Below are 14261 nucleotides of genomic sequence, written 5' to 3' on the forward strand. Positions count from 1 at the left end.
TTTTTGTTTTGGTGGGTCGAATTAGGGTCGAAAATCATTTATTACTACTTTTACCAACATGACCAATTCAAACACATATTTTTACAAAGAGCTTAATATTAATGGAAGTTATCAATTACCTCAAAATGAAAGATTGATTTCCTCATTTAATATTGAAAACAGTGATTTATCCTTTATAACAACATTCTTTAATAATCCTTCTTTCCTTGAAATCTTCAAAAGCAATTATAGTTCGATAGCAATTTCAAATAGAACTACTGTATTAATTGATTATTTATTAAAACGTTACCATTTAGAAGATAAAAAGCTTGATTTTTATGTATTGGTATGTTCTATTCAAAAAGAATATATAACCCTTTACGAGACACCTTTTGACAATAGTGATAGAATGAATATTGATTTTCAAAATTTGTACAAGGATGTTACTATGCTATTAAAAATCATACGCACTTACCTATTGGATGCAAATAATATTCAAGCTATTTCAATAAAAACCGACAGCAATACTACTTTTAAGAATATGTTTTTCATCCGTGACATAATGGATGCATTGATTTTTAAATATGGTCTTACATTAGAAAACTTTGATGTTAAAAAGCAACTTATTTTAGATAATTATCACCCTCAAAAATTTTCTTTATTGGATGAATATTTTAAGTATGAAACTATATTAGGACTATATGATTTCATAATCAGAGAAAAGCAGTCTAATGCTAAAATTAGCAATAGAGATTTGAGATTTGTTGGCTCAATTCTTCATTTATCTCAGATAAGCATAAATGCTAAATCCTATGAAATTATCTTAACTGATCTAAAAAATTTAGTTTCTCTATCTGATATAAATAATCTTCGAAATTACCTTAAAAGACCAGACAGGTATACGTTTTAAAAAATTGAAACAGAATTTTTAAAAAACTCCAAATTTCTGTTTCAAATTCATACTAACATTTTGAGAAATATTTGTGTTCAAATTTTAAATAAAAAATTATGAACACGAATCAATCAAAATTTTTAACCTTCAAAGAAGCTACTATTTATTTAGGGATTTCCAAATCCACATTATACAAGCTAACAGCTTCTAAACAAATTCGATTTTACAAACCCAAAGGCAAATTGTTCTTCAAGGAAGAAGACCTTTTGAGTTTTATGACTCACAAGGGAGCAATGGGTATTGAAATTAGTTCTAATCTATAAAAACTTAGGAAATGGAAACTGATTTTTTACCTGAAATAGTATATCAAAAACTACCAAAAGTTTTATCGGAATTAACAGAACCTTTTACAGGGAGAGAAAAAGATGTTGTGCTTCTTTCTTCTTTAGGAGTTCTAAGTGCAGCGTTGCCTAAAGTCTATGGCAATTATGATGGCAACAAGTATTCATCAAATTTATACTTATTGATTGTGGCTCCAGCAGCTTCAGGAAAAGGAGTAATGAATAAATCCAAAGTATTAATCGAAAAAATTCACCAAAATATTTTAGAGTTAAGTCGTAATAACATTTCTGAATGTGAATCAGAAAAAAAGACCACGAAAAACCAAAGTATAAAATGTCCTGAGTTGGAAGTGAAATTAATTCCAGGAAATGTAAGTAGCTCAAAAATCTACAAACATTTGAAAAATGCACCTCATGGGATTTTGATTTTTGAAACTGAAGCAGATACAATTTCTGTGATGCTAAAACAGGATTGGGGAAATTTTTCGGATATAATGAGAAAAGCTTTTCATCATGAAACCATTTCAATCAGTAGAGAAACAGATGATAAGTTTATTGAAGTGCGATATCCTCAACTTTCTCTAGTTATCTCCGGAACTCCTAATCAAGTAAAACCATTAATAAATTCCAAAGAAAACGGATTGTTTAGCAGGTTCATTTTTTATGCTTTTGATGATATTATGGGTTGGAAAGATGTTTCCCCAAGAGGGATAAAAATTGACTACAACGCTTTATTCTCAATAGTCTCCGATGAAATTTCAAATCTTTATCAAAAACTTCAAAATAGCGGTTCAGAAGTTGAAATAAGGTTAAGTGATTCACAATGGGAACAGTTTAATAAAGATATGGGCTATGTGACAGAACTTTTCATAAATCAAAACAGAAGTGATGTACTGTCAATCATCAAAAGGCAAGGACTTATTCTCTTTCGGATATGTATGATTTTAACAATCATTAGAAATAAAGATTTAGAAACTTTTCCGGAGAATATTGTTTGTGATGATGCAGATTATGTGATAGCATTTGAATTAATGAGAACAATTCTAGATCACTCTATGCATGTATCAAACTTGTTACATAATGGGAAAATTGAACTAACCGTCAGAGAAACTCAATTCCTTGCTAGGATGAACAAAAAATTTACAAGAGCGGAAGCTGTAGTATATGCAGAACAGGAGAGTGTTTCTACCCGAACTCTTGACTATATGCTAAAAAAATTAACAGAGTGTAATTTTTTATCAAAAACCTCAAATGGGATTTATGAACAAATTGGAAAATGATGTATCGATTGCAAAAGTTGCAACAATTGCAAAAGTTGCAAAAGTTGCAAAAATCACTAATAAAAAAATTAAAAGATGGCAACAAGTGTAAAATTATTATTAAAAAACAAGCCCAGGTCTGACTTTACCTATCCAATAGTACTTCAGGTAATTAAAGATGGAAAAGCGAAAGTTATCTATACAGGGATAAGTTGTAACAAATCTGATTGGACTGGTCAAGAACTCAAAAAAACTCATCCAAATTTCCAAAAAAGAAATCTCATTTTGATGAATATCAAACAGAGAGCTTTAAAAATTATAGATGATTTCATAGAAGAAGGGATTGATTTTACGTTAAATGAATTTGAAAAATTATTTAAGGGCGACAAACAAAATTCAAGAATAACTGTATTTGAACATTTTCAAGATGTTATCCAGAGAATGAAACTGTCTAATCGTCTAGGCAATTCAAAAAGCTATCTTGATACCTGCAATTCGTTTTTTAAGTTTCATTCAGACAGAGATTTAACTTTTAAAGGGTTAAATGTCACTCTGCTTGAAAAGTATGAAGCATACTTACGAAACAGAAACAATCAAGATTCTGGAATTGCATTTAAAATGAGAGCCTTAAGAGCGCTATTCAATTCTGCTATACGCAATGGCATAGTCAGTAATGATCATTATCCTTTTGACAAGTATAAAATTTCAAAATTAAAAGGGAAAGGGATAAAACGAGCATTGACTAGGGATGAAGTCAAGAGGATTATTGAGGTAGATTTATCTGATAGACCTGATTTAATTAACACCAAAAACTACTTTGTGTTTAGCTATTTTGTAAGAGGTATTAATTGGATAGATGTTCTAAAGTTAAAAAAAGAAAACATTCAAGATGATTATATCGTTTACATACGTTCAAAGACAAAAACGGTGTTTAAAGTTAAAATACTACCTCCAGTTAAAAAGATATTGGACTACTATTTAAACCAAAATAGAGCAACAGAGTATGTTTTTCCGATTCTACTAAGAGATGATTTAACTCCTATGCAAATTGAAAACAGGAAACAAAAAACACTAAAACGGTTTAATAAGGAATTGAAAGAACTTGCAAAAGTTGCAAAAGTTGCAAAAAATGTCACTTCGTATGTAATTCGCCATTCCTATGCGACTAACTTAAAACAACTCGGTGTTAGTGTAGAGAAAATCTCCCAGAGTATGGGCCATTCCTCTGTAGAAATAACAAATAGCTATTTGAAAGATTTTGAAACCGAAGAAATTGATTTTGAAAATGAAAAGTTATTAAACTTTAATCTTTAACAAAGTTCAGTTTCATCTAAAAATTTAAAAACAATTGATAACAACTAATATTAATTTCATATGAAAATAAAACAAGCATCTCGTTCAGAGGTAAAATTAAGAATAGGAATTTCAGCAGCATCAGGATTTGGTAAAACTTATTCTGCATTGCAAATGGGATTTGGAATGACAAATGATTGGTCAAAAATATGTGTTATAGATTCTGAATCATCAGCTTCTTTATACAGTCACTTGGGGCAATTCAATGTAATTGAGATTGAAGCGCCGTTTACTCCTGAAAAATATATTGAAGCTATAAAACTAGCAGAAAATTCAGGTATGCAACTTATAATCTTGGATTCAATCTCGCATGAATGGTCTGGCAGTGGAGGGTGTTTAGAAATTCACGAGCAATTAGGAGGCAGATGGCAAGATTGGGCAAAGGTAACTCCAAGACATCAAGCATTTATTGATAGTATCATTTTATCAAAATGTCACATTATCACCTGTGTTAGAAGAAAAATTGAATACAGTTTAGACACAGATTTAAATGGAAGAATGAAGGTAACTAAATTAGGCACTAAAGAGGTGACCAAGGAAGGATTTGAATTTGAACTGACATTAAATTTTGAAATTATTAATGAGCAACATCTCGCTAAGGCTAGTAAGGATCGGACTGGTTTGTACATGAATAAACCTGAATTTGTAATTAGCTCAGCAACAGGGAAGCGCCTAATTAATTGGGCAACAATGAATGATGTAATGAATTTAAATAACCTCTTGAAAAAAATAACGGAATGTAAAAACAAATCCGAATTAAGAGAGTTATTTAACAAATATCCTGAGCTATCAAAATCAGTTGCCGCAGAATTTACTGAACATGAAAAATTTTTGAATAGTTTAACTACTAATGTTATTCCAAATGGACAATATACTCACCCTCACACCAGTTAATACTGTCCACAATCCAGAGATACTCTTGGAAGAAGAAAATGCAATTTCTTCTTCTAAGAGTACACCTCAAATTGTAGCTAAATCCCCTTTTATTGAGTCAAATTGTGAATCAGTTTCTATGGATCATTTAAAGATTGAGTGCATTACGCCCGTCTTTGCCCGATGCAATTCTGTAACGATTTCTCATTATGATTTTATTTTAGCCTTGCAGGAATGCGTAGCAAACTTTTACATTGGTGAGAAAATAATGAATCCTGAAATAAGGGTCTCTCATAAAATTTTAGGGCGTATCCAGGAGGCTTTAAAAAAGCCTAAAGCAGAACTGTTACCACATGATGAAACTATTTATTGGGAACGAATTGCTGTAGCAATTGAAATACCTTCAATAACAATGGTTGTTGGCGGAAATACTCTATCATTGGTTGTTGGAGCTGTTCGTTCATTTCACAATCAAAATCTTTACAGCAAAAAAACGGCAGAAAGATTTAAATTATTTGCCGGCTTTGTTAATCATGTGTGCACGAATACCGCTGTTTCTACAGATGGGGCGTTATTGGATGTAAAAGTATTTAGTTTAGAAGAGTTAAAAATTCAAATTTACAATCTTCTAAACTCCTATAACATGAATAATCATGTAGCTCAAATGAGAGATTTAGAAAATTACTCGCTTACTCAAAGTCAATTTTGTCAATTAATTGGGAGAAGCAGGATATATCAACATTTGCCAAAAGAAACTAAATCTATAATTCCCGAATTGTTATTCAATGACGGACAAATTAATGCTATCTCTAAGGCGTATTTTGAAGATATTAACTTTAAGAGTGATTGTAATGGTGAAATTGACCTTTGGAAAATGTTTAACCTTTTAACTGGGGCTAATAAAAGTAGCTCTTACATAAATGATTTTCTTGAAAAAGGTATAAACGCAACCAATTTTGTAAATGGAATCTCTAAAGCCCAAGCAGATAGGAATTCTCCTTATTCTTGGTTTTTGGGATGATAATCACCCAACTTCTTTAATTAGGAGTTGGGGATTTTTTTTCTGGCTGCTTTTCCAGAATTTGAGGTTTTCTAATAAATAAAAACGTGATTTTTTGTAATAATTTGGATTTTAGTGTTTTCGATGATCAAATGGGTTTAGTAATTAAATAATTAAGTTCAGGGTTCGGCTGCAATATCAAAATTTGAACTGTTATCAATTTTGTAATTTTTTGTATTTTCTATTTTATCTGAAAGAGAAATGATTTCAAAACTCTCTCCATTATGATAAACAAGGCCGCATGAGAGCAGTCCAATAACACCTTTTTGAAATATTTTATCATAAATATTCTCTAAAGAAAACTCATCCCCTTTAAAAAGTTTCAAAAGTGAGAGTGATAATAATGCGTTAGATGAAATAAAGAAGAAATTGTTTTTTAGAACTATATCATAAAAAGTCTGAGAGCGATTTCCTACTTTTGATGTGCAACCAATATTGTTGGGGGGTAATAAATCGGATTCTTTACCGCCAATTAGTAGAAATTTGAAGAAAGAAATGTCAGTATTTGATGTGCCAGAAATAAGTTCTTCTTCATAAGCAAGTAATTGTGACTCATATCTTCCCTCATTCATCATTTTGTCAAAGCTGACTTTTGCTTCTGCAACAAATAATAAATTATTGTTGAGCAAACATATATCTAGACGACCACCACGATCTCTTTTATTTATCCTCATGCCTACTTCTAGTCCAATACGGGGGTTTTTAGAAGTTGATAAGTACTTCAAAGTGTTTGCTCCCCAAACAGAAATATTAGTTGTTTCATCTTTACTTGTAAATTCTTCAAATGACTTATATTTAACTTTAAATTGATTGAGTCTAATTGATGGAAGTTCAATAAAATTACCTGAGAATAATTTGTCTAAAATTGATAGGCCTAACTTATTTTCATAGTCAACAGAAAAATTAGAGCACATGGCTCTTAACGAAAAGTCATTATGAATTTCTATTTTATTCCCAGGGCAGCCAAAAACACAAAACATACAATTGATACAATTTTCATTTTTTATGTCGATATGGTCGCCTTTAAACTCTATACATTCAATTTTCAATGCAATAGCAATATCACTTGTTTTTGATTTATTGTCATTAATCAAATCATTCAAATAACTATACTTATTTACTCGTAATATTACACACGGGGGTAATTTACTCTCGTAATTATATAAGCACACTTTCTTACTATTGTTCATTATAATATAAATGTATCTAAAATATTAACTAATTCGTTTGGTGCATTTAAGCTTAACTCGTTTATATTAACACCAGTTAAAGGGTGGATAATATCACTCCCTTTTATTTCAAATAGCAAACCTGAAATTATAGCAATATTAATTTCTTCACACATTGTATGGTACATTCTTTCTTTTTCAATAACAAAGTAGGCTTCATAATCAAGCATAAAAGAAACGAGCGTATTAAGAGATACACTTGCTTTCTGATTAAATGCTTTATTTAGAATATAAAGAACAGCAAATCTCCTGTTTTGAATTTTCGGCTCCACTTGCATAGTCAGTTCTCTTATTGACTGCTGATTATTCTCTCGTAAAGCACCAACATTTTTGGTCAGATTTTTATAGTCGAATGGTTTTTCGGTAATGAATTCCCCAGAAAATAATTTATTTGGGATTTCTAATACTTTATACTTTCTTAAATTCCTACTGCTTTGTAAAATGTAATCAGATGAAGAAATGTGTGGATTGTTAGTGTTTAAATCACCCAAAAGTGGAATAGGATAAATGAAACCAGCAGTTGTTGCCCATGCCAATATGCAAGATTTTGTTCGAGTGTTACTATCATCCTCAGATCCGCTAGAAATTGTTACAAAATTTCCATTGTAAAGAAGTTTTTCATTTGCTTTTGGGTAACCAACATTTATTTCGCTTGTATCAAAAGTGTCTTTACCTAGACAATGAATTTGGTACAAAACACCAATAAATAATCCGTATTTTAACACTGACTTTCTTATAATATCCAACATTTCAGGACTATTGAAATCGGTGTTTGAAAAATCACAACCATTTTCTGTTAATTGTAAATTGTTGCCAGACCTTTCTAAAAAACCTAATGCATGCAATGAGTTTACAGTGTTACTTACTTCCTTTGATTTTGTTGTGTCATCTGAAATTCCATTTGTTAAAGAACAACCAGAAGTATTAAATGGATTTTCTTTATAACGGCAATATCTAATATTAACGGCGTTGTTTTCAATCAATAATTCGCAGAATGAATGAATGTTAATTGATTCTGAATCATATTTAATTTCAGACATTCTAAACGATTGCTTAGTGCCATATTTGCTTTTAATGAATTTACAAAGTGCATGTAAACAATGAAGACGCGCCGGAGGATTCCTATTTATTAAATAAGCCATTTTAAATTTCGGAAATTAATACATGGTTAAAATGTGTGTTTTGATTGTTTAGATAAGTTTCAACAATTTCTCTATTGTAGTTATCCATGAATATCAAAGTACCATTAATTCTAAAATTCATCATAACTTGTTTGTTTTTCATGTCTTCAATGACTGCAATTAATTCTAAACAGTCTTTATCAAACTCACTCATGTTTGTTATCTTACATATTGTTATAGACAAATTTTCTTTATAAACTATTTCAAGTCTTTTATTCCTTCTTCCAAAATCATATTTTACCTCAATAAAAGGATTTTTATTCTGCTTTGATTGAAATAAATGTGAAGTCAAAACAATCTTGTCAAGTTTGTTTTTTGATAACTCATTAATTATATACTTTCGATAAACCCCATTTGTCTTGTCTAATGCAATATCTTCAAAATTTGATTTTGTATTAAGTTCTATAATCATTTTGATAATACTTTTTCAAGTTTTCTATTTATTAATGGAAGATACTCGGGGTTTAGTTCGAAGCCTATGGCTTTTCTTCCTAACTCTAAAGATACTTTTGCTGTAGTACCTGTTCCTGCAAAAGGATCTAATACAGTGTCGCCATAAAAGCTATATAACTTAATTAAGCGGCGAGGCAGTTCTTCAGGAAAGGGGGCGGGATGTCCTTCTGATTTGGCTTTGGCAGGTTGCATTTCCCAAATCGAATTAATAGCCCAATCTTGCCATTCTTTGGTAGTAAGTTTTGATTTTTCTTTAATTTCAGGACTTACTTTTTTTCTAGATCCTTTTTTTGAAAAAACTGTTATCCATTCATATGGGTAAGTTGAAAAGATATTTGGAGGATAAGGATAGCTGCCAAACGAGCTAAATCGTGTAATTTTTCTTTTGTCCCATATGTATAGACCAAATTGAAACATTTCGTTCGTTTTATTCAAAAAATTTTCAATATCTCCAAGTACAAGTCTAGTTTCACGTCTTTCAAATCTTGCAGCTTTACCAGTTAACAAGAAAGGCATTATATTAATGCATAATTTGCCATCTGGAGCCAGAACTCTAACGCATTCTAACCAAACTTTATTTAATTCATCTAAATAATGATCGTAAGAATTACTACCTAATCCAATTTGTTCTTCATTTTCATAGTCTTTTAGAGTCCAATAAGGTGGACTAGTTATTATTAAGTTAACTGAATTATCGGCCAACTCCGACATTCTGCTTGAATTTCCGATGTAAATTTCAGCACCGTTTATTAAGTGTTTTTGGTTATCCTTGATCTTTATTTTTCCCATATAACTATTTGTTCTTTTCTTTTTGTATCATTTAATTTGTCAAAAACTTGAGAGCTCGTTCCGGTGTAAGATCTCTCTAAAAACTTGACATTTTTAAATGGAGATAATGAATTAAAAAACTCCCCGCCGTTTATCAATTTTCCATGTATTTTCTTATCACCTACAACAAATATTATTTTTGCACCTTTCTTACAAACCTTATAAAGTTCTTCAAATACAAGTTTCATGTCTAATTCATATTCTTTAAAAGTTTGTATCAAACCTTCTCTGATTTTTATCCTATCAAAGTCTAATATGTCGTATATTATTTTTGCATAGTAAGCGGTATAATCTAGACAATCAAAATAAGGAGGACTTGTAAATACATAGTCAACTGATTCGATTTCAATTTTTTCAGAAAGTTTACGTGCATCTAACTCATAAATTGCACTATTCCTGTTAAGTGGATAAAAATGTTTTTTTACTTTTTGTATAAGTTTTTCATAAAAGTTGATATATCTTTTTGGATTAATATCCTTTCCCACTGTACTCGATGTCCACATATAATGATTGCAACCTCTTGCAGTAAGACATATTGTACCTAAGAAACAAGCTTTAACATAGTCTGACATTGACTCGAAAAATACCGATACTCTTGAAATTTCATCAATCGTATCTTCATGAAAATGTTTACTAGCACTTTCTTTTACCATATTATACTTTGATAATGTCTTTGCATTTTCAATTAATGCTATAACTTCAGATTGGATAGAATCAAATGAATCTGGAATGTTAACTTTCCCTTTTGCAAGAAAAACAGCTATTGGATTTAAATCAGTACCAATTGTCTTGTGTCCATATTTCAAGCCCTCATAAACAATAGTCCCTGAACCACAAAAAGGATCAAGAACAACACTTCCTTCGGGTATTTGTTTTAAAATCTGATCAGCATCTAAGGCAGATATTTTTCCGCGATATGGGTAAATTCCATGAACTGAATTAGGGTTATTGACTGATGTAAGTTCCTTAATTACAAATTCTATGTTTTCTGTTTGAGACATATTAATTATTTGGATTTCTTTAATTCTTTTTGAACAATTTTCAAAACTTCAATAGGATTTTCGTTACCAGACAATTCATTAAGAATTGATTCTGCCAATAGAGTATTTATTAATTCTTTTTCATTAATTACAAGTGCTTTAGCAATTTTAATTAGTTGTTGTTTTGTTGGAGTTCTTTCCCCTCTTTCAATTTTACTCAATATGGCAACATCCATATCTAAAGACGCCGATAGTTGTCTTAAAAGCAAACCTTTTGATTTTCGACTTTCCCTTATTTTATAACCAACAGTATCCATTAGACAAAATTAGAATTGACAAATTTAGTCAAATCCTTAACAAGAACTCATGAAAATCTAATTATTTATCAACATTGATTAAACTATTTTTTTAAATTTTTTTAAGCGCAACCCTCCTTGTGTCAAAACCCCCACCAATCCTTAGTGATTACAATGCCCCCCTGGTGTTGTGTCTAGCATAATAATTTTCTGCAGGTAAATTTATCTTGAGTTGAAAGCCAAGAGTTTTTATCTGGAAAAGTGTTGTGCAAAATCTTAATGTTTAACTCAAAAACTAGAAAAGATGGTCAGAATTGTAAACTATCAAAAAAGAACAACAGAGGAAGGAAAAGAATTCTTTACTCTAGAACTTCAAGGTGGGATTGAAGTAGTGAAATCCCAAGAAACAGGAAAGCTTTATATGACAGCAAGAAAAGCAAATATGTCATGTACTTTTGATGAGCTTACTTGTCAATCATTAATTGGAACAGAACTGCCAGGATCTGTTAGAAAAGTAGAATGTGAAGCGTATGAGTACACCATCAAAGATACTGGTGAAGTCATTTCACTTTCACACAGATTTGAATACGTTGAGCAAGAAGCTCCAATTCAAACACCAGAGAAAAGTAAAACTACCATTGAAGAATTTATGAGTAATGCTCCAACAGGGAATACATTCTCAACTAATGGTCAGTTAGTACATTAGAAAAACAACCTATGTCTCAATCAGGCATAGGTTATTTACTTTTTTATTTTTTTAACCTAATTATAAACGGAAATGAAAAAAACGCTATTAAATGTGTCTGAAATAAAAGTAGCTTATAGTACTAGCGATACTCCTAAAGTAAAAATCAAATCAGGGGAAGATGCTTATAATGTTTTACTAGCATCTTGGAACTTAGATACAATAGAATTGCAAGAGGAGTTTAAAATCTTGTTATTAAACAGGGCTAATGAAGTATTGGGAATATATCCATTATCCAAAGGAGGAATAACAGGAACTGTTGTTGACCAAAGATTAATTTTTGCAGTAGCTTTAAAATGCAATGCTTCTGGAATTATAATGTGTCATAATCATCCAAGCGGCAAACTTTTGCCTAGTGAAACTGATATTACTTTGACTAAGAGTATCGGCAAATGTGCAGAGTTACTAGGTATTAACATATTAGATCATCTAATTATAAGTAAAAATGGTTTTTATAGCTTTTCTAATGAAGGAAAGTTAAGTTGAAAGTGTAAGGTTGTTAAAACACTCCTTATTTTGGAGGATTTTCAATTTTTCATTAAAAACAACATATAATGTTAATAGCTTTTTTATATTAGTTGCTTTAAAAGCTAAAAAGTTCAACTATGGAAACGTCAAGTGCTTTAGCAACTTTCTCTAAAGTAGAAAGTGTTGGGTTAACTTTTCCCGCTTCCAATCTAGACATGTTGCTCTTTTCAAAATTGCATTTCGCAGCTAAATCCTGTTGAGATAAGCCTTTAAACTCCCTGAGTTTTTGAATTTGCTTACCAACATTTATTTGAATAGAATTGTCTGACATTGAACTTTTTGAGTTGTATTATTTGATAACTCAAAATTTGTTCTATTTTTGTTCAGAATGGTTATCACTCATGATAACTATAATTTTTATTTTAAATAATGCGGAAAACCGTAAAAAACTAGTTTTTAATTAATTTACATTTATAAACTTAAAACAAAACCAAATGACAAAAAAAATAATTTTATTAGGATTAATAATGATTTCAACATTATCCTGTTCAAAAGATGACAACTCTTCATGCAACGAAATTGTATGTGGAGGAACTTCAGGAGCAGGGACTTATACAATATACAGAGGGACATTAAATCCGGATACTTGTGGAGAAACAGAATTAGAAGTTAATGAAGCTACTTTCCTGTATTATCAAGCTAAATGGCAAGCTAATCCTGAGGGATATACCTGTTGGGAGGGATTGAAATAATAAGAAATGAAAAATTTAATTTTACTTGTATTGAGCTTTACTCTTTTATTAGGGTGCTCTACTTCAGACGATGGTAATAATTCAACAACTACCTTTGTTCCATTAAATCCTACAAATTTAACAGGCAATAATCCTGCTAGCAGCCAAATAGTTTTAACATGGACTGATAACTCAACTAATGAAACGGGTTTTAAAATTGAGAGAAAAACAATAAATGGAAATTTTTCATTGATTGGACAAACTACCGAAAATATTACCTCCTATAATGATTTAACTGTTCAACCTAATACTAGTTATACTTACAGAATTTATTCTTTTAACTCAGTAGGGAACTCAATTAATTATTCAAATGAATACACAATTACATCATCAGCTTTTAACATTCAAGGTATTAATGTTACAGATGTAGATGGGAATGTTTATGAAAGCGTTAGCAATTGTTCTTTATCATTAACTTTTACTAAATCTAATTTGAATGTGTCTAAGTATACTGATGGTACACCCATACCCCAAGTTACTGACCCCTCACAATGGGCAAATCTAACTACTGGAGCCTGGTGCTATTATAATAATGACGCTAGTAATGGACCTATTTATGGTAAATTATATAATTGGTATGCTGTTGCAGGTATTTATGATGCTAATTCTGCAAATAACCCTGCATTAAGAAAAAAACTCGCTCCTGTAGGTTGGCATATACCAACTCTTCAAGAGTGGACTGATTTAGTGAATTGTTTAGGAAGCGGAAATACCGTTGGTGGTAAATTAAAATCTATTGGAACTATTCAATCAGGCACGGGGCTCTGGAATTCCCCAAATACAGCAGCAAATAATGAAAGTGGATTCAATGGATTACCAGGAGGAAATAGAGATGTAAGTGGTATTTTTGTCAACAAAGGCGATAGGGGTATTTGGATGAGTTCTACTTTAAATGGAGGAGGGTCAGGAGCATATAATCAACAATTATTTTATAATGGTGGTTCTACAATTGCTGGAAATACTTCATTTACTTTTGGTTTTTCAGTTCGTTGCATAAAAGATTAAAATTGAAAAATTATTCTAATCATTACCTCAGAATTTTAGATGAAATAAACCCAACATCAGGATATATCCCTTCAAAAGTAGAATATGTAGCTTGGTATAAAAAACACTATAAAACCATAGCCAAACAAACATACAGTGATTTCTGTATGCAAGAGTTAATATGGGCTTTTCAAGAATTTAAAAATCTAGTTAGTTTTTTAGAACACGAACAAACCATAATTGAAGCCAATAATAAATACAAACTCTTAGACCAAGAAAATGATGAAGAGGTTATAGAGTGGCTAATTGATTATGAAAACGTTTATCAATATGCAGAACATTTTTATTGCTCCCATTTTGAATGGGAAGAGGGTAAAATTGAAGGAAATAAAATAATTGTATCAAAAGAGTTAGAAATTAAAATTGAGCTTAGTGATTTCAAAGAATTTATTGTGTTTGAAAAAACTTTTCGACCATTACTAACTAAGTATAAAAATGAATTGCAAAAATAACTTTTTAAACAATTTGAAATTTTGGGTCGAATTAGGG

At 30.6% G+C, this 14261-nt stretch carries 18 protein-coding genes; 11 read left to right on the plus strand and 7 right to left on the minus strand.

Translation table 11 applies throughout. The features are described from left to right. Window positions 1–58: 58 nt before the first annotated feature. The 6 genes from HA632_RS09275 to HA632_RS09300 all read left to right on the plus strand — a co-directional run bounded on the left by HA632_RS09275 (window position 59) and on the right by HA632_RS09300 (window position 5718). Window positions 59–889 (plus strand): hypothetical protein, encoded by an 831-nt coding sequence (locus HA632_RS09275; protein WP_176306895.1) that lies wholly within the window; start codon window positions 59–61, stop codon window positions 887–889. 98 nt (window positions 890–987) lie between these two features. Next, a complete protein-coding gene (locus tag HA632_RS09280) occupies window positions 988–1194 on the plus strand; it encodes a helix-turn-helix domain-containing protein (RefSeq protein ID WP_176306896.1) in 207 nt (68 codons plus the stop codon). Between the two features lie 11 nt (window positions 1195–1205). Next, window positions 1206–2492 carry a DUF3987 domain-containing protein gene (locus HA632_RS09285; protein WP_176306897.1) on the plus strand — a complete coding sequence of 429 codons (1287 nt, stop codon included), beginning with the start codon at window positions 1206–1208 and terminating at the stop codon, window positions 2490–2492. Window positions 2493–2567: 75 nt separating this feature from the next. Next, the gene (locus tag HA632_RS09290) at window positions 2568–3785 is read left to right on the plus strand and encodes a site-specific integrase (RefSeq protein ID WP_176306898.1); all 1218 of its coding nucleotides are present in this window, start codon (window positions 2568–2570) and stop codon (window positions 3783–3785) included. Window positions 3786–3845: 60 nt separating this feature from the next. Then, a complete protein-coding gene (locus HA632_RS09295) occupies window positions 3846–4718 on the plus strand; it encodes an AAA family ATPase (RefSeq protein WP_176306899.1) in 873 nt (290 codons plus the stop codon). Continuing rightward, entirely contained in the window at window positions 4687–5718 is a 1032-nt protein-coding gene (locus tag HA632_RS09300) for a DUF3871 family protein (RefSeq protein ID WP_217902845.1), read from the plus strand. Before HA632_RS09295 ends, HA632_RS09300 begins: the two co-directional genes overlap by 32 nt. 158 nt (window positions 5719–5876) lie before the next feature. Here HA632_RS09300 and HA632_RS09305 read toward each other — a convergent pair whose 3' ends face one another. From HA632_RS09305 to HA632_RS09330, 6 genes are all read right to left on the minus strand, one after another. Next, window positions 5877–6860: a hypothetical protein gene (locus tag HA632_RS09305; RefSeq protein ID WP_176306901.1), complete on the minus strand. Its 984-nt coding sequence runs from the start codon at window positions 6858–6860 to the stop codon at window positions 5877–5879. Window positions 6861–6946: 86 nt separating this feature from the next. Further along, the gene (locus HA632_RS09310; protein ID WP_176306902.1) at window positions 6947–8026 is read right to left on the minus strand and encodes a hypothetical protein; all 1080 of its coding nucleotides are present in this window, start codon (window positions 8024–8026) and stop codon (window positions 6947–6949) included. Between the two features lie 103 nt (window positions 8027–8129). Continuing rightward, complete coding sequence (locus HA632_RS09315; RefSeq protein ID WP_176306903.1) at window positions 8130–8579, minus strand: hypothetical protein; 450 nt, start codon at window positions 8577–8579, stop codon at window positions 8130–8132. After that, entirely contained in the window at window positions 8576–9409 is an 834-nt protein-coding gene (locus HA632_RS09320) for a site-specific DNA-methyltransferase (protein ID WP_176306904.1), read from the minus strand. Before HA632_RS09320 ends, HA632_RS09315 begins: the two co-directional genes overlap by 4 nt. Beyond that, the gene (locus HA632_RS09325; protein ID WP_176306905.1) at window positions 9397–10449 is read right to left on the minus strand and encodes a DNA methyltransferase; all 1053 of its coding nucleotides are present in this window, start codon (window positions 10447–10449) and stop codon (window positions 9397–9399) included. Before HA632_RS09325 ends, HA632_RS09320 begins: the two co-directional genes overlap by 13 nt. Window positions 10450–10454: 5 nt before the next feature. Beyond that, window positions 10455–10745: a helix-turn-helix domain-containing protein gene (locus HA632_RS09330; RefSeq protein ID WP_176306906.1), complete on the minus strand. Its 291-nt coding sequence runs from the start codon at window positions 10743–10745 to the stop codon at window positions 10455–10457. A gap of 283 nt (window positions 10746–11028) precedes the next feature. Between HA632_RS09330 and HA632_RS09335 the strand changes: the two genes are divergently transcribed. After that, a complete protein-coding gene (locus HA632_RS09335) occupies window positions 11029–11430 on the plus strand; it encodes a hypothetical protein (RefSeq protein ID WP_176306907.1) in 402 nt (133 codons plus the stop codon). A gap of 72 nt (window positions 11431–11502) precedes the next feature. Then, window positions 11503–11955 (plus strand): JAB domain-containing protein, encoded by a 453-nt coding sequence (locus tag HA632_RS09340; protein WP_176306908.1) that lies wholly within the window; start codon window positions 11503–11505, stop codon window positions 11953–11955. Window positions 11956–12052: 97 nt separating this feature from the next. On the opposite strand, the gene HA632_RS09345 is transcribed toward HA632_RS09340, so the two are convergent. Beyond that, window positions 12053–12268 (minus strand): helix-turn-helix domain-containing protein, encoded by a 216-nt coding sequence (locus tag HA632_RS09345; protein ID WP_176306909.1) that lies wholly within the window; start codon window positions 12266–12268, stop codon window positions 12053–12055. Between the two features lie 163 nt (window positions 12269–12431). Between HA632_RS09345 and HA632_RS09350 the strand changes: the two genes are divergently transcribed. From HA632_RS09350 to HA632_RS09360, 3 genes are read left to right on the plus strand one after another with little or no spacing between them, the layout of a single operon-like run. Continuing rightward, complete coding sequence (locus HA632_RS09350; protein ID WP_176306910.1) at window positions 12432–12689, plus strand: hypothetical protein; 258 nt, start codon at window positions 12432–12434, stop codon at window positions 12687–12689. Window positions 12690–12695: 6 nt separating this feature from the next. Beyond that, window positions 12696–13733, plus strand: a complete 1038-nt coding sequence (locus HA632_RS09355) for a fibrobacter succinogenes major paralogous domain-containing protein (protein WP_176306911.1) — start codon at window positions 12696–12698, stop codon at window positions 13731–13733. A 2-nt stretch (window positions 13734–13735) separates the two neighbouring features. Beyond that, window positions 13736–14224 carry a hypothetical protein gene (locus HA632_RS09360; protein WP_176306912.1) on the plus strand — a complete coding sequence of 163 codons (489 nt, stop codon included), beginning with the start codon at window positions 13736–13738 and terminating at the stop codon, window positions 14222–14224. Window positions 14225–14261 lie beyond the last annotated feature (37 nt).

It is taken from the genome of Flavobacterium sp. J49 (genome assembly GCF_011742145.1).
GTDB lineage: Bacteria > Bacteroidota > Bacteroidia > Flavobacteriales > Flavobacteriaceae > Flavobacterium.